The 16,677-nt window shown below is 45.4% G+C and carries 13 protein-coding genes; 5 read left to right on the top strand and 8 right to left on the bottom strand.

The genetic code is table 11. From position 1 onward, the window contains the following. The 6 genes from prsT to C6Y40_RS06535 all read right to left on the bottom strand — a co-directional run bounded on the left by prsT (nucleotide 1) and on the right by C6Y40_RS06535 (nucleotide 8,303). The gene (prsT, locus tag C6Y40_RS06560; protein ID WP_170308425.1) at nucleotides 1–2,730 is read right to left on the bottom strand and encodes an XrtA/PEP-CTERM system TPR-repeat protein PrsT; all 2,730 of its coding nucleotides are present in this window, start codon (nucleotides 2,728–2,730) and stop codon (nucleotides 1–3) included. Nucleotides 2,731–2,816: 86 nt separating this feature from the next. Continuing rightward, nucleotides 2,817–4,442: an FAD-binding protein gene (locus C6Y40_RS06555; RefSeq protein WP_105933891.1), complete on the bottom strand. Its 1,626-nt coding sequence runs from the start codon at nucleotides 4,440–4,442 to the stop codon at nucleotides 2,817–2,819. Nucleotides 4,443–4,548: 106 nt separating this feature from the next. Beyond that, complete coding sequence (locus tag C6Y40_RS06550; RefSeq protein WP_105933890.1) at nucleotides 4,549–5,391, bottom strand: Npun_F0296 family exosortase-dependent surface protein; 843 nt, start codon at nucleotides 5,389–5,391, stop codon at nucleotides 4,549–4,551. Nucleotides 5,392–5,563: 172 nt separating this feature from the next. After that, nucleotides 5,564–6,409: an Npun_F0296 family exosortase-dependent surface protein gene (locus C6Y40_RS06545; RefSeq protein WP_105933889.1), complete on the bottom strand. Its 846-nt coding sequence runs from the start codon at nucleotides 6,407–6,409 to the stop codon at nucleotides 5,564–5,566. Nucleotides 6,410–6,613: 204 nt separating this feature from the next. Then, the gene (locus C6Y40_RS06540) at nucleotides 6,614–7,411 is read right to left on the bottom strand and encodes a PEP-CTERM/exosortase system-associated acyltransferase (protein ID WP_105933888.1); all 798 of its coding nucleotides are present in this window, start codon (nucleotides 7,409–7,411) and stop codon (nucleotides 6,614–6,616) included. Between the two features lie 124 nt (nucleotides 7,412–7,535). Then, nucleotides 7,536–8,303, bottom strand: coding sequence for a YdcF family protein (locus C6Y40_RS06535; protein WP_105933887.1), 768 nt, complete (start codon nucleotides 8,301–8,303; stop codon nucleotides 7,536–7,538). Nucleotides 8,304–8,360: 57 nt separating this feature from the next. Between C6Y40_RS06535 and C6Y40_RS06530 the strand changes: the two genes are divergently transcribed. The 5 genes from C6Y40_RS06530 (at nucleotide 8,361) to C6Y40_RS06505 (ending at nucleotide 13,363) form a co-directional block, all read left to right on the top strand. Beyond that, nucleotides 8,361–9,122, top strand: a complete 762-nt coding sequence (locus tag C6Y40_RS06530) for a S1 family peptidase (protein ID WP_170308424.1) — start codon at nucleotides 8,361–8,363, stop codon at nucleotides 9,120–9,122. Nucleotides 9,123–9,308: 186 nt separating this feature from the next. Then, nucleotides 9,309–10,109 carry a hypothetical protein gene (locus tag C6Y40_RS06525; RefSeq protein WP_105933886.1) on the top strand — a complete coding sequence of 267 codons (801 nt, stop codon included), beginning with the start codon at nucleotides 9,309–9,311 and terminating at the stop codon, nucleotides 10,107–10,109. A gap of 229 nt (nucleotides 10,110–10,338) precedes the next feature. Then, on the top strand, nucleotides 10,339–11,202 hold the full coding sequence (locus C6Y40_RS06515) for an HprK-related kinase A (RefSeq protein WP_240621863.1): 864 nt from the start codon (nucleotides 10,339–10,341) through the stop codon (nucleotides 11,200–11,202). Then, the gene (locus C6Y40_RS06510; protein WP_170308423.1) at nucleotides 11,192–12,316 is read left to right on the top strand and encodes a nucleotidyltransferase domain-containing protein; all 1,125 of its coding nucleotides are present in this window, start codon (nucleotides 11,192–11,194) and stop codon (nucleotides 12,314–12,316) included. Before C6Y40_RS06515 ends, C6Y40_RS06510 begins: the two co-directional genes overlap by 11 nt. Before the next feature lie 30 nt (nucleotides 12,317–12,346). Beyond that, nucleotides 12,347–13,363, top strand: a complete 1,017-nt coding sequence (locus tag C6Y40_RS06505; RefSeq protein WP_105933883.1) for an NAD-dependent epimerase — start codon at nucleotides 12,347–12,349, stop codon at nucleotides 13,361–13,363. A 15-nt stretch (nucleotides 13,364–13,378) separates the two neighbouring features. On the opposite strand, the gene C6Y40_RS06500 is transcribed toward C6Y40_RS06505, so the two are convergent. Further along, entirely contained in the window at nucleotides 13,379–14,227 is an 849-nt protein-coding gene (locus C6Y40_RS06500) for a patatin-like phospholipase family protein (RefSeq protein WP_105933882.1), read from the bottom strand. A 169-nt stretch (nucleotides 14,228–14,396) separates the two neighbouring features. Beyond that, the gene (locus C6Y40_RS06495; protein WP_105933881.1) at nucleotides 14,397–16,571 is read right to left on the bottom strand and encodes a malate synthase G; all 2,175 of its coding nucleotides are present in this window, start codon (nucleotides 16,569–16,571) and stop codon (nucleotides 14,397–14,399) included. Nucleotides 16,572–16,677 lie beyond the last annotated feature (106 nt).

Genomic DNA, 16,677 nt, shown 5'->3' with positions numbered 1-16,677 from the left:
CTATTTCTGCGCGTCTAGACGGCTTTTCAGTTCCTTATGTAAGGATAGCTGTAACGGCGTAGCAGGGCGTATCCGTGACAACATTGAGCGCGCCTGGGTTAATTCGTTATTAAGGATCAGGGCTTCAACGTTATGTAACTGTATTTCTTTGTTATTGGGATCTTTGCCTAGAGCTCGTTCAACGAATGCCTGGCCTTCCTGTACCTTACCTTGTTTGAGTAATACGTATCCATAGGTATCCAGTGCATAGGGTGAGTCGGGAGCAATTTCAATAACCCGTTTGGCGATCTCAGCGGCTTTAGTTAAGTCGCCAGCCTGGGTATAAACTGAAGCCAGGTTGTTGAGTGATGCAAAGTCGTCCGGCTTTTGGGCTAAAACCTGATTGTATAGCTCAATTGATGCATCATACATCCCGTAGGAAGAGGCATACTCTGCACTAATCAGTTTAAACACCAGTGTGTCATTTTCTTTCGCAGCTTCTGTTTGCAGGTATTCAAGACCTTTATTGGGCTGTCCCAAACCCGCATGCGCCAGTGCCAGCAAGCGGGCAACTGCAAAACCCGGATTGGTTTCGTAGTAAGCAGAAAGTAGTGAAACGGCATCGCTGAAACGTTTTTCGTTTAATGCAAGCAACCCTCTTGTATGAGTCAGGTTTACCAGTTCGCTGCTGTCTTCAGATAGTAGTTCAATGGCCCGTTTGGATTGGGCAAACCTGCCTGTAGATGCAGCGAGGTGAGCCTCAACAAGAATCAGTCGCTCGTCTCTGGGTAAATATCGGCGTGCATTTTGTGTAGCTTCTAATGCGCCGTCGAAATTATTTACCATTTGGTAAGTTGCAATCAATCGATACCAACTATTGCTATCGGTGGGAAATTTCTGTGTCCAGTCGCGATAGGTTTCGATCGCTTTGTCGAAGTTTTTTACAGAAACATATGCGTCGCCCAGCGCCTGGTACACACCAAAACTTTGCGGCTCTGCTATCCCTTTCAGTAAATTAATCGCTTTTTCTGGCTGTTTGGCGCGAGAGTAAATAAGAGCTAAAGCTGAACTGGCAGCATCTGATTCCGGAAATTTAGCAATCCGTTGTTTTAGAAAGTTTTCCAATTCTTCTTCCTGACCTATCGCAATTTTAATGTTCACAACGTCGATTAGGTTTTGTAGATTGTTGGGCGCCAGGTCGAGTAACTTCTCGCCATATTCAATGGCTTTATCAAAGTTATCCCAGCGAGCTTCCCCAATCATCAGGTAACGGATGGCTCCTGCGTTATCAGGATCCCTTTTAACCAGGTTGGTAAAATGGGCTATAGCTTGCTTTTCGTTATTGTCGCGGAGGTAAATAATACCTCTTAGCAACTCACCGTTGAGCTCATTCAGCTCCGCCCAATCGTCGGCTACGGCCAGCGCTGATTCCAGCCCGTCTTCTTCATATTTTGCCTGAGCTAACAGAATCCATGCTTCACTGAGATCCGGTGCTAGCTCAAGAGCTCGCGCCAGAGAGTCTGCGGCGCCTGGTTTATTTTCATCAAGTAAAATGTAACCCTCTCGCAATAGCCCTACAGGATTATTGGGGTCTAGTTCTTTTGCTTTACTTAGCAGGGATTCGGTTTCTGCGTCTTCACCCTGCTGTAGTTTTTGCAGTGCTGCCAGGCTATAAATTTCAGCGCCCTGACCAGGCTCAATATTTAGATCGTCCAGACTTCCGGCAACTTCGTCTACATAACCCAGTTCCAGTTTTACCTGTGCGAGCATTCGGTGGACAGGATGGGCTGGAGGAAGCGTTGTGGCGGCAGTGGACAATAACCTTAAAGCGCTTTCGAGTCGGCCTGTATAATAGGCACTGGTACCAGAAATAAAACTGGCCAGCGCCGGTTTGGCTTTATGTTGTAAAGCCAGGTTGGCCAGATTATAAGCCTGTTCGTATTCGTTTTGATAAAAATAAACCAATGATTTTAGATAATTGGCATGTCCACTGTTTGGATTTAGTGCCAGAAGTTTATCGATCTCTTCATTTGCACGATTGAGTTGTTTATCTTCAATCAGCTGCTCGGCGAGTAAAAAACGGGCAACATGATAGGTCGGGTAAATCTCAAGGGCTTTAGTATTGGCAATAATGGCCTCAACATGATTTCCCATCAGTGACTCGATCATGCCTTTAAGAATCAACTTTTCAAAGGGCTCAATTTCCGGACTGATAAATTGCTCTGTGATATTTTTCGCAACTTGCGGTTTGCCTGATTCAAGGGTTTGGTAAGCCTGAGCAATCAATAAATCTTCACGCTGAAGACGCTTGGTTGGTATAACAGGATTTTGTTCTCCTGCCTTTAATTTGGATAGGTACTCAAATAAAGCAATAGTGCTAACGACTCGTGTGTCGTTTATTTCAGGCGAATTTTCTAATTCGGTAAGAACCCGTAAAAAGTCATTCTGATAAAATATGGCCTTAATAAGCAAGGGGTAGTTCTGTACTTTGCTATATCCCAGTTCAAGTGAACGACGCAGCTCTTTTTCTGCTTCTTCCCACAGCCCTTGCTGAAATTCCAGTAGCCCTAACTGAAATCGCGCTTCAGCATTATTGGGTTCTGTGACAACTGCATTTTTCAGTTCTACAATGGCTGCAATCTCTTCACCTTCCAGGACGAGACGTTTTGCATCTTCGATTTGTTGTTCTGCAGTTTTCTGTGAGCAAGCGGTTATTACTAATGCACAAAGTAGTGCAGTGGCCCGTTTCATTTGCATCCATTCCTTATGGCTTATACCTCATACTGCAAGCAAAGATACCAGTTTGGTTTGGCTCTGACTATACCTCTTAAGACTGATTACTGTGAATCGTATTTGCCAGGCGATAAAATGTTATTGGGATCCATTGCGTTCTTTAACACCTTAATGGTTTGCCAATACGCTGATGATTTATCGATTTGTTGTTGTTCGTGAATGGGTAGCCGGTAAGGAACAAACCCGTTTTTACAGCCCTCTGTAATTAGCTCATGTAAACAGTTGAGTGCTCTGGTTTCCTCACTACTGTCACTTTTATCAAATACCAGAGGAACCGTCGAATCGATACAATCGTGTTTTAAATTAGTAAAGGTAATTAACGGGTCTAGCTTATATTTCAGCATGGTCGAGCGTACAAATGATACAAACTGTTTTAAGGAATTAGGGTCCATTGGGATGAGCGGTGCGTACCAAAGTAAACCACAGTTTTCGCTGGCTGGATCCAGCGAGCGTGATTTGTCGCCTTTAGCGGATTTATTTCGCCAGTAGGGAAGGGGCAGCGCCACCTGGTTTGGCTCACCAAGCATGATATCGATGCCTTCCTTGAGGGAAGTTAGCTGGCCTTTTACATCTTTAAAGGCAGGAACAAAATTCAAAGGCAATCGGACGAACTGATGAGCAAACTTGAGTAATAAAGAGTCAGAAAAAAGAATTCGTCCCAGTTTTTTGCCCTTTTGCTTTATATATTTTTTTACGAAATTGACAACTGGTTGCTCACCGTATATCGAGCCAACGATCATCCATTCAGGGAGTCGCTTTGAATCAGCTAGCTTATTTACCTGTTCATCTGATAATGGCTCGATAGGATTGTTTTCGACGTTTGGATTATCACAGGTCATAGAGACCAGGCGTCGTTTGTCCATCAAATTGATAGAGCCGACCATGCCACTCTGGGATTCTAGTAAATCCCGGATAAAAGAAACTGCCTCAGCAAAGTTATCTCCCTCAAAAATCTGAATGTAAAAGGCGCAAAATGATGAAGGTTTCTTAGCCAGTCTTAGTGTCATTTCTGTAACCACGCCAAGGTTACTTTGAGTAAATAAACCGTCAATATACGGGCCTAATCCCCATTTGAAGGTTTTATCTATGAAGTCATTGCCACTTTGGTCCAAAGCCGAGACCGCAGAAGATAGCTTTTGTTCACACAAATCTGGATGAGGGAGATAGGCTTTAATTGCATTGCAAGCATAAAAATGGTCTGTGTAAGGCGTAATGCCGTAACCCCTTTCTAAAGCGTTACTGAGCAAGCTGCATGAAGGGCCTGCGCCGGTAACTGGTACCATGTGGGGCCAGTCATTTTCTACAAGGTAATCGTGCAACTGTTGCTGGGTGACACCAGGGCCGATAGTAATGAGACCCAACTCCTTATTTGTTGGTGTGATAGCGTTCAGTGCAGACAGGTCCAGGAGATAAACAGGATCTTTGTCTACCAGAATTGAACCATATCCCCAGTTATTGTTAGTACTAACCGGGTGGAGTTTAACGCCCGCTGAGTTTGCCAGTGAAAGTAACTGGGGAATCGCTGACTCCTGCAGTATCTGGATTGCCCCGGCAAACTGCTGTGGTTTACCAAATGTGTTGATACCATATTGGCTTACGGCCTCCTCTGAAGCTATCAGTCTGGCGATCCCAGTTTGGCAGATAAGCGATAATTGGTTGTGAATATCCATATAAGTTCTGATTGTTTTGAAGTGTATTTATATGAGCAAACTATAGCGCGAAAAAACAAAAAAGCCGACATCTAGCCGGCTTTCTTGTTGAATTGACTTTGGCCAATTAGCTTTTTCGAGATCTGCGGACTGCGAGCATTACAGTACCAAATAGCAGAATAAGTGTTGCCCCGGGAGCACTTACTGGTATCTCCCGTGTACTCAGGCCTATGACTATATTGTCAAACTCTCCGGCAATGTCACTGGTATTGATTACCAGGGTGTCAAACTGTTCTGCAATCGAAAAGGCGATATTAACGTAAGCATTGGAGTCAGGGCTAGTTTGATTTCCCGAACTGCCGCCTAACTGGGAGAGTAATGCAGCCCCTGTGATTGATGAAACCAATGACCCTCCGGAGTAAAAATAGAAGTCATTGTAAACATCCACCGAGCCCCAGTAAAAACCTAAATAAGTAATACCTAATTGGGTTGAGGAGCCATACAGTGAACTGTAGTAATCAAGCAGGTTGTTATAGTCAAACGAGATGGTCGCCGTGCCCTGGCCATTATTAGTTGCATAGCCATAACAGGTGGTGTCGTTCGCCGGTGCTGCTGCCACATTGGTTACTGAACCCTTGCGGACGGCAATTTCTGAACTATTAGCGGTAACGTCAATACCAATAGGACCATTATTAAGACTGTTTACAGCACATTCATTTTCAAATCCGGATACAGTGTAGTCTGTAGAGCCCGGATAGAGAGGGTTGCCAGTAGCGATATCAAATGTTTCGATAAAGTAGTCTGACAGCCCGCCGTTTATGGGATCCATAAAGGTGCTGGTTAGCCCGGAACCATCAGAGGCGCTTGCACCTCCAAAGCTGATAGATGCTGCTGTAGATTGATTAGAGACACTAAAAACCAGTACGACACTGAATAAAAGGGATTTAGTGACTAAGGGAAAACGTTTCATAATGTCGCTCCTTGATTAATGTCACCAAAAGTCGGAACGATGCATTTTTCAGACCAATAAAAAAATGCTTAAAAATTCATTAGGTTAAAAAGTGGTCAATTATATGCAGGTTACAAGTGTAAAAAAAGTCGGCACTATGGCCGACTTTTTTAGCGGTAACTTTCTCTTTCGTTTATTTCTTTAAACGAGATCTCAGACCAAGAGCAACCAGGCCAAAAGCGAACAGCGCAAGTCCAGTAGGAGCCGGAACAGGAATTTCACGAGAGCTCAGACCGATAACAATGTTATCAAACTCACCAGCTACGCCAGAAGTGTTGATCACCAGCGTATCAAATTGTTCTGCAATAGAAAACTCGATTTCAACATAGGTATTTGAGTTTGGAGAAGTTTGGTTACCTGAAGAGCCACCGAACTGGTTAAGCAGGCCAACACCAGAAATCTCGGTTACTAACGAACCACCAGAATAAAACTCAAAATCGTTGTAAGTATCTACTGAACCCCAGTAGAAACCTAAGTAAGTGATTCCTAACTGAACACCATTACCAGCTTGTGCTGTAAAGTAGTTGAGCAGATTTGTGTAATCAAATTCAACTGTAGCAGAACCCGAATTGTTGTTAGACAAGTAGCCATAACAAGTAGTATCGTTTGCTGGCGCTGCCGCAACACCGGAAACGGAGCCTTGACGAACACCGATCTCACCAGCGTTGCCGTTCACTGAAATACCAAATGGGCTATTGTTAACACTGTTTACCGCGCAATCTTGCTCGAAGCCTGCATCAGTGTAAGCAGTAGAGCCAGGAAAGCCTGGAACACCTGTGGCTGAATCGAAAGTTTCAATGAAATAATCTGGCAAACCGCCGTTGACAGGGTCGATATACTGACTGGTCAGTCCAGAACCATCAGATGCCGCTACACCATTGTTGAAATTAATTGTTGCTGCGTTAGACACACCAGCGAATCCTAAACCGATTACCGCAGTTAAAGACAATGCTTTAGTGAATTTGGAAAATTTATTCATATTACTGTCCTCTGTACTAAGAAAGTTACCACAGTAAGAGGAATGCACGGGGTGTGCCAAATTAATATTTTTTATGTTTTTCAGTGGCTTGCCTGTTTTTGGCTAAGTGGGGCATATCCTTTGTGTAAAATTATTTGACATTAGTATTTGCTCGTTGACCGTTCGCTTCCGACTAACGTGAAATTGAACGGCGTAGGCAAATATCTAGCTATCCTCTTTCATCTGTTTGTTTACCTGGACCTGGATGTCGCGAAGCATGTATTTAAAGCTCGGAGCGAGATCACGCAGCAAGATCTCTGCATTAATATAGTAGGGCGCTCGCTGGCCGTGATAATCAATGGTAGGGCCAATCTTAATATACTTAATACCCAGAAAACGCATACTCCTGGCTAAACGGGGCTCCATCATTACAAAGGCATGCTGAATACCCTGGGTCAGTGCTAATGAGGCCGCCGAAAGATAAAGCCCGATTGCAATAAACGGAAAACAACGCAGTTCAGCTTCTGAATACGTTGACTCGTTAATTGCACCGGTGGCAGCACCGGCAAATTTATCCATGGCCCGTCGTCTGAAATGCGCTGGCACGGCAAGACGTGATATTTCACAGATTTCATGGCGGTCAAAGTGGCTTGGCGTAAATTCGTCATGAGATATTGAATGCAGACAATACTTCTCCAGTGGCAAAAGCTGTCCTTCCTCACTAGGGGTGACTAACCTGACAGTACCTGCGAAGGCGTCGGACCCGATGTGCTTAATAAGGCAATACTGCGAAAAGGCATCAAACTCATCCATTTCCATTTGATCAGGTCTTAGAGGTTCGAAGCCAAGCTCTTCACAATACACATTGTGACGAATCTTGTAGACTTCTTTTTTTAGGTCGTCAGCGTTCGCAACCACCGGCGTTAAAAAGGTGGAAAAATGCTTTGAGATAGCCGTCGCCTCGCGTAAGCGCTGATATGACTGCCATAGTTTGGAAATTTTCGCGCTCGTACTTTTAAACACCGTTACCTCTTTCGTCCTGGCTTGTTATAAGCATCATGTTTCGCATTAAGATGCATTGCACCTAATATTCCCTAATAATAGCACTAAAAATACACACTCAACCCTATTTAGGCTAATTACCAAGTTACTTTATCGGCCAGTCTCCTGTTTCATGAAGTAAACCAATGTATTCATATAATGCTCTCTCCGTATGATAGATGCTGGCAATAGATGGAATATTCAATGTTACTTCATATGTTGGCGGACTCAGATGCTCAACCGGCACCGGAACAAGGTGGTTAAACCCAATTTGTCTGGCCTGATAAACTAGTCTGCGCATATGTGTAGCCGAAGTCACTATGGCAATAGGGACATCTCCGGTAAGCTGAAATAATGCTTGTAGTTCCTGCTCTGTATTATGACCAACAGGCAGGGCAGTAACTGAAGAAGTGACCAGATTAGACAGAAATCCTTTGGCTTTCTCTGCATACGCAATGTTTTTATCCCTTAAAAAGTTACCCCCGGTAACAATAACCGGTTTGTTTTTGTAAACCGACATTATGGCCGTTTGAGTTAAACGGGTTAATGAACATTGATGCCAATTGCTGGCTTCAGGTAAATTTTTACCGTAATAATAACACCCAGGAGTGAAAATATACTCCACATGATGCCAGGCTTTATCTGATTTCTTTACTGGGGGGTAGGCATATTCCAGTGGTGCAAGTAACCAGTTACTGAATGTATACTGACTGGCAAGCAACAACCACGTACAACCACTAATAAATATCGGATAAGTGTACCTGGATAACTTTTTTGAAAAATGACAAGCCATGGCGGCTAACAACAGAACGAAAAAGAGAACGACTGGCGAGATAAGTTGTTTAACAATAAATTTTAATGTGTCTGCATCCACAATTATCGTTCCCTGATTAACAGGATGTTATAGTCAATGATTTAAAAGCGAGTTGCAATGAAGAATATCTGTCTGTTTTTGTTATTTATCTTTTTGTCAACCACTCTTGAGGCGAATCAGTCGATGGTGGAGGTGATAAAACAAGTGAAACCTTCTGTGGTCGGGGTAGGCATAACAACGCCGATGAACTCGCCGGCGAATCAATTACAAGGGACGGGGTTCGTTATTGGCGATGGCCATTATATTGCCACCAACTATCACGTTGTATCAACGCCTCTGAATCCGGATGTAGTGCAGTACCGCTCTGTTTATGCCGGTAACGCGAAAAATACCAAAACGTTTCGTGCTGAGGTAGTTGATATTGACCCTGCTCATGATCTGGCCATTCTGAAAATAGACACTAAATTGACTCCACTGAAAGTAGCTTCTGATGACTTTGTTCCAGAAGGCACTCACATTGCTTTCACCGGGTTTCCTATTGGTGCTGTTTTGGGGCTGTACCCTGCAACCCATCGAGGCATGATTGCCGCGATAACCCCTGATGCTATTCCGGCGCGCAGTTCCGATCAGCTCTCTATTAATATGCTTGATAGATTAAAAAAGGTATTTCTGATCTATCAGTTGGATGCGACTGCCTACCCGGGAAATAGTGGCAGCCCAATGTATCTGAGTGACTCCGGCGTAGTGGTTGGCGTCATAAACAAGGTATTTGTAGCCGAGACCAAAGAGTCTGTACTGAGCAAACCGTCTGGAATCTCATACGCTATTCCGGTTATACATTTGCGAAAGCTCGCAGCAAAGTCTAATATAGCGCTCTAGGTGAGAGGGCGTCTGATTGTTACTGTCGGTAATTTTTACAAAAGGGCAGTAATTAGTACCCTGCAATAATAAAAAGTATTTACGATCATAGTGTTAAATAATTGGCACGATTTATTCATTATGCTTTAAAATTGGTCTGCATATGGTTCGTAGGCAGCTTTTCAATGGAAGACAAAGGTTATCAGTATGGGTATTGAACAAAATCAATCATCAGTAACAAAACGTCGTCAGTTTATAAAGAAAGCCGGTGCTGGTGTGGCGGTATCGTCACTTCCAATGAAATCAGTATGGGGTGCATGTTCAGTATCAGGTGTTATGTCAGGGAACCTGTCACAAAATGGCGGCGGTTCGGCTGGCCAATGTAGTACGGTTCAAATGCCCGCGGGTGGCCGTTCACCAGGCTCATGGATTCAGGGTAATACTTGGATGCCGGGACATAATTCGAAGTCTGCTGCTTCTGTGTTCCCTCAGTTAAGATACGGTTTGTCTGACGACGATGAATGTTTGTTAACTGCTCGAATTGAAGCCATGAGAACCCATGTTAATGACCTCATTGAAAATACTGAGATTACATTAAGTGAAGCGGCTGCGAAATACATCTACGATTCGGACAGTGCTTATGACACAACACCTACATTGTTAGCTGCTTTGTCAGGTACAGGCCTACCTTCAAACAGAAAAAATATTCTCAAGCATACAGCTGTTGTGTACCTCAATGTTTATTATGGTTTGTACAATGGCGTTAATTCACCATTGGATCATGTCGCTGCTCAGCAAACCGCGCAAGTCGTGATGGCAAAAATGGTTGAGATTAAGCAAAGTGGCGGTATGGAGATGACTGACTCTCAACTGGGCTATACGGATGGACACAGCCAGATTATCCAGTCGACCTTTGAATTCCGGTTCAGTGACGTTTTTGACGAAGCTTGCTCTGGAGGTAAAGACAAGGATAAAGGTAAGTCAGGTAAGTCATGGAATTGGCGGTAATTAGGCTCAAAGACAGCGTATATTGCCGAAACTTTAGCGATTTGTCCGGGTTAGCTTTTTTTTCTGCCCGGACATGCCAAACCTTCTTTGTACACCAACCTTTAAAGCGTGCCATTAATCTTGCTAAACCCTCTGATGAAATGTCAGTCGATGAGTTTATTGATCATTTTCATGATGGGCAGCTAGCCACAGTTAATGAGCTCGAAGCACGGGGTTTATTGGTACGCGTGTGAAGCCATTTTTTATTAACATGGGCCTGTTTCAGGCAAAATTAAACAACTACCCATCTTCAATAAGCCAGGCACTCAAGCAAATTTACGGTGACTGTCAGCCAAAAGAAATGTCTGATTTCACCGTCAGCCTGGCTCCGGGTAGCATTGTCCGTAAATTTTTCCGGCCGCAAATCGTATTTGAAAGTAATACCCAGATCCCGTTTAAACCTTTACCCTTTTCCCAGGCCTATGCATTGCTGGAGTGGGGGCTTAACTGGTGCCTGGCCACGCATGATTTCAACCATTTGCTACTGCATTCAGCGGTACTGGTAAAAAATAACCAAGCGGTTTTATTTCCCGCACTTCCCGGCTCGGGAAAAAGTACCTTATCCTGCTGGTTAGCCATTAACGGCTGGAAGCTCTACTCGGATGAAATGGCAGTCATCAATACCGATTCTCTTACCGCGGAGCCACTTTATCGGCCGGCGTGTATCAAAAACCGTTCTATTGAACTGGTGAGATCCTGGCAACCGGATGCAACGATTACAAAGGTTTGCAGTGATACGGCGAAGGGCGATGTAGCTCATGCTAAGTTTCAGACCTGGGCGGACTATTCCCGCTTGGAGTCTGTCGAGATAGCCGGGATAGTGTTCCCTAAGTACGATGGCGGCTTGTCAGAAGAGCGGTATTACACTATCGCCAAATCGCAGGTGTTTGAAGAGTTGTGCCAACATGCCTTTAATTATCATGTGTTAGGGTATCAGGCCTTCGACACGGTCTGGCGCTTAATTGATAAAGTGAAGGTGTTTGAGGTGCACTATAGCAATCTGGACTTTATGGACGAGTTTTTATTGGATGAGGTGGTCGGGCATGGCGCATAAATTCAGCTTTGAAGACCTTGTCCAGGCGATTAATTCGCCTGAGCAGCTTACCCATCGCTCACTTCAAGAGTGGGAATCTATGTTGTTTGTGCTGAAAACTTCACGTCTTGAAGCTTATTTAGCCTTTGTTTTACGCGACTCAGGGACCTGGGACAGTATTCCCGGGCAGGTTCAGGCTCATCTGAGCGCGGCCATGGTTTATGCCCAACGACAAAATGACCAGGTGTTCCATGAGGGGCAGGAAATCCATGACGTGTTAATGGCCCAGGGTGTGACGCCGGTTTTCCTAAAAGGCGCAGCCTATATTGTTGCGGCAACCAATAATGCGCCGGGCCGGTTATGTTCGGATATTGATTTGTTAGTTAAAGAGGGGGCGTTGGCAACCAGTGAGACTGTACTGCTGGATAACTTCTGGTATCACAAAATAATCACTGACTACGACGATAAATATTATCGTGAATATGCTCACGAAATTCCGCCTCTCTATCATCTTACCCGAGGGACGGTGCTCGATCTGCACCACAATCTGTTTTTGCCTGTTAGTGGCAAGGCGCCACCGCTAGAGGAGTTCTGGCTGGGAGTGAGGCGTCAGGAGTGCGGGCTGTATACCCTTGAACCCGCGGCAATGTTTATGCATAGCATTATCCACCTGATGCTAAATGAAGAAGTCGTGTATGGTTTCCGCGATATAGTGGATTTAAAGTGCCTGGCCCAGCAATATGATAGTGATGCGTTCTGGCTGCGGGTTGAACAGCTAGCCGTTGCAAGTCATTTCGAGAAAGAGTTAAAGGTGGTAGTGACGTTGCTAAACCACTGGTTCAAAACCACTTATTCCATCGGCCAGCCACAAGGAATGTTTCAGCGTATTAAAGTAAAGCTACTGACACGAACCTATAAATACGCTTTGATACCAGCGCATCCTGCATTACACTCAGTGCGTTCGGGTTTAGCGAGATTTATGGTATTTGTACGCGGCCACAGTATTAAAATGCCGTTTACTGTACTCGTTAAGCATTTTTCTATTAAACTGTGGTTAGGTATACATAACTGGCTTCGCGGTGACTCCACGGCAGATGCGAAACCGGTCGATTTAGGCGCCGCATTCAAGCGTTAAATCGAAACTTACTATCAAGCGGAGAATTACATGAAAGTTCTGGTCACCGGTGCCGCCGGGTTTATTGGTTCAGCGGTAAGCCGATACCTGGCGCAACGTGGAGATGATGTAGTCGGCATCGACAATATCAATGACTATTACGATATAAATCTTAAGTATGGCCGCCTGAGTCAGCTTGAGTCTGCGGAATTCACCGGTAGTTTTCGCTTTCAGAAAATGGGCGTTGAGGAGCGTGATACTTGTACCGAACTTTTTGCTAATGAAAAGTTTGACCGCGTCGTGCATCTTGCCGCCCAGGCCGGGGTGCGTTATTCCATCGAAAATCCTCATGCCTATGTTGATGCCAACCTGGTTGGCTTTATGAATATACTTGAGGGATGCCGGCATAATAAGGTTGAGCATTTGGTTTATGCATCTTCCAGTTCAGTATATGGCGCTAATGAAACCATGCCATTTTCAGAGAAGCACAATGTTGATCACCCGGTAAGTCTTTATGCGGCCAGCAAAAAAGCCAATGAACTGATGGCTCACACCTACAGCCACCTGTATGGATTGCCCACTACTGGCCTGCGCTTTTTCACCGTATATGGCCCCTGGGGAAGACCGGATATGGCGCTGTTTAAATTTACTAAAGCCATACTGGCCGGCGAAACCATTCAGGTATACAACTACGGTAACCATCACCGCGATTTCACCTACATCGATGATATCGTAGAAGGCATTATCCGCACGCTGGACCGCCCCGCTCAGGCCGATGAAAACTGGCAGGGTACGACACCCAACCCGGCTACCAGTAAGGCGCCCTGGAGGGTGTATAATATTGGCGCGCAAAACCCGGTAAACCTGCTTAACTTCATCGAAACTCTGGAGAAAGCGCTGGGAATGACCGCCAATAAAGAATTACTGCCCATGCAACCAGGCGATGTTCCCGACACTTATGCCGATGTGGCAAGCCTGGTGAAAGATACCGGATACCGTCCAACGATTGGTATTGAACATGGGATCGGTGAATTCGTTAAATGGTATCGTGAATATTATCAGGTGTGAGGCGGGCCGAAAGTTTTAGCCGGCGCTCGGCTGAGATGTATTGAGCTTGCTGAGTTTGACCGGTAAGAAGTTCATCGCTGTTTCATAGCCTTGCTTAAATAAACACAGTTTATCCTCGTAAGACATATCAAAGTCTACCGAGGAAGCTGTACCGGTATTAATTACCAGCGTATTATGCCAGTACTCGGCGTGAACGTACTCGCGTGACAGCGCGGTCATAAAAGTGCGAATAAGCATGCCTATATACTGCGGTAACACAAACCGCCGTTTAGGATTAAACGGCTGTTCTCGGGCTTCACTGCGGAGTCGGAAACAGATGTTCGGGGTTCCATCCTGCTGCCAGTCCCTGAATAGCGCATCTTCAGATAATATCGCACCATCCACCAGTAAGTGTTGTTCATATACGGTGTAACTGAATAAAAGCGGAATAGACATGGAGCAGCGCACTGCATGTGAAACCTTCATATTCGGGCTGGTTTCCTTGCTGAATATCACTGGTCCGCCGCCATTAACGTCGGTGGCCAGAATATGGAGCGGGATGGGCGCTTCAGAAAATGTCATGCCATCGAGTTGCTGATCCATCCATTGTTCAAATTTTATCCCGGATGACAGGCCGCCATGGCGGAGTAACCTGAAGATTGAAAAGTCACGGAATTGTCTGAAGTCGGTATTTACAGCCAGATCGTACAGGGCTTTATTTGTCATCCCATAACTGTGCAGCGAAGCCACTATCGAGCCACCGGAAATTCCGACTAATGAATTAAAATTTACTTCTAATTCCTCTAGTGCTTTGAGAATACCGATGTGGGCAAGCAGTCGGGTACCGCCACCAGAAAAAATGGGCACGATTTGTTGTGTTGCCATAGCGTCTTTTAAAAATTTCCGATGTTATTAGCATATACCAATTTACTAATAACGCTGGATTTTTAATCTTTTTTAAGGAATAAAATAAGCCAGTCCAGCGCTTATCCGCCGGCTTAAAAAAAGAAAGCAGGCCTCAGGCCTGCTTTACTCATAAGAAGATAAGTAATGCTTAACGGTTGCGCAGTGCCGCTTTCATTTCTTTACGCTTTTGATGCAATAAGGGCTCAGTGTAACCACTAGGCTGTTCTTTACCTTTAAAGATAAGTTCGCTGGCAGCCTGGAAGCCGATTGAATTAGCGGTATCCGGGGTCATTGCAATGTATTGTGGATCGTTAGCATTTTGTTCATCAACCAGTTTGGCCATGCGTTCCAGCGAGGCTTTTACCATCTCTTCAGAGATAATGCCGTGAGCCAGCCAGTTAGCCAGGTGTTGGCTGGAAATACGCAGCGTTGCACGGTCTTCCATTAAACCGACATCATTGATATCTGGTACTTTAGAGCAACCAACACCCTGGTGAACCCAACGTACAACATAGCCCAGAATACCCTGCACGTTATTGTCCACTTCGCGCTGGATTTGTTGCTCTGTCAGCGACGATGGATCTTCGAGTAATGGCAGGGTAATAATGTCATCAATACCATCAAAGCGCTCACTGGCGAGTTCTTTTTGCAAACCAAATACGTCTACCTGATGGTAGTGAAGTGCGTGCAGTGTTGCGGCGGTAGGCGAGGGCACCCAGGCCGTATTGGCACCGGATTTAGGATGGCCAATTTTCGCTTCCATCATTTGCGCCATTTGATCCGGTATCGGCCACATGCCTTTACCAATCTGAGCTTTGCCGGATAAGCCACAGGCCAGGCCGGTGCTTACGTTAGCTTTCTCGTAGGCCTGGATCCATTTCATGGCTTTCAGGCTGGCTTTGTCTGCAAAGGGGCCTGCCAGCATTGATGTGTGAATTTCGTCGCCGGTACGGTCTAAAAAGCCGGTATTAATAAACACGGTGCGCTGTTTAGCCGCCGCAATACAAGCTTTCAGGTTTACACTGGTGCGGCGCTCTTCGTCCATAATACCCATTTTAAGGGTGAAGGGTTCCAGCCCAACCACTTCCTCAATGCGGCCAAACAGCGCGTTGCTGAAGGCGACCTCATCAGGGCCATGCATTTTAGGCTTAACAATATAGATACTGCCGGTACGGGTATTCTTAAAGGTGCTGTTACCTAACAGGTCATGTTTAGCAATCAGTGAGGTGATTACCCCATCCATAATGCCTTCTGGTACTTCCTCACCGTCGAACAAAATGGCGTCGTTGGTCATCAGATGCCCCACATTACGGACAAACATCAGACTACGGCCCGACAACGTTAAACTAGCGCCGGATGGTGAAGTGTATTCCCGGTCCGGATTCATTTTACGCTCAAAGGTTTTATCGCCTTTTTGCATCTCGATGTTCAGCGTGCCTTTCATCAGCCCGAGCCAGTTTGAATAGACCAGGGTTTTATCTTCAGCATCTACGGCGGCAACAGAGTCTTCACAGTCCATAATGGTGGTTAAGGCTGCTTCAACCAGAATGTCTTTAACACCCGCCGGATCTGTCTTTCCGATCGGGTGAGAATTATCTATCTGGATTTCAAAATGTAAGCCATTGTGCACAAATAACAATGCTGTAGGTGCTTCGGCAGAACCCTGATAGCCTTGCCACTGGGCGCTGTCAGCCAACGTGGCAACATCACCGTCAGCTAATTTTACAGCTATGTTATTGCCATCTATGGCGTAGCCAACGGCCTGCTGATGACTGCCGGTAGATAATGGCAGCATGGTGTCGAGCCATTCCCGGGCAGTCTGAATGACTTTCTCGCCACGTACCGGATTAAACGTTTTGCTGATTTCAGCTCCGCCGTCGGTGCTGATCACATCAGTACCATACAGGGCATCATACAAACTGCCCCAGCGCGCATTCGCGGCATTCAGGGCATAGCGGGCATTGTTAATGGGAACCACTAACTGCGGACCCGCCATAGTGGCCATTTCGGCATCGACGTTGTCAGTTTCAATGGAGAAGTCTTCAGGCTCAGGCTGTAAATAGCCAATTTCCTGTAAAAACATTTTGTACTGCGCGCCGGTAGGTGAATTGCCTGCTTTATGATAATCATCAATTTTGGCTTGCAGCTCGTCACGTGTGTTCAGCAAAGCTTTGTTCTGACCAACAAATTCATCCAGAATGGCCTCGAAACCCTGCCAGAAGCCAGTTTCCTCAACGCCGGAGCCAGGTAATGCTTGCTCATTAATAAACTTGTCTAAAATCTTCGCAACCTGCATTCGGCCGCGCTGAATATAATCCTGCATAGAAGTCCCCTGTCTACGGTTAGTAGCCTCCAGTCTAGAGGGATGCGAGGTAAATTTTTAGTTTATGGTTTTTATTGCTGTCATAAGTAGCGTGAATATTTGGCGC

The organism is Marisediminitalea alba, from assembly GCF_002993365.1.
GTDB classification, from domain to species: domain Bacteria; phylum Pseudomonadota; class Gammaproteobacteria; order Enterobacterales; family Alteromonadaceae; genus Alteromonas; species Alteromonas alba.
Note: the sequence above shows the minus strand (reverse complement) of the source record. Positions and strands in the feature narration are given on the sequence as shown.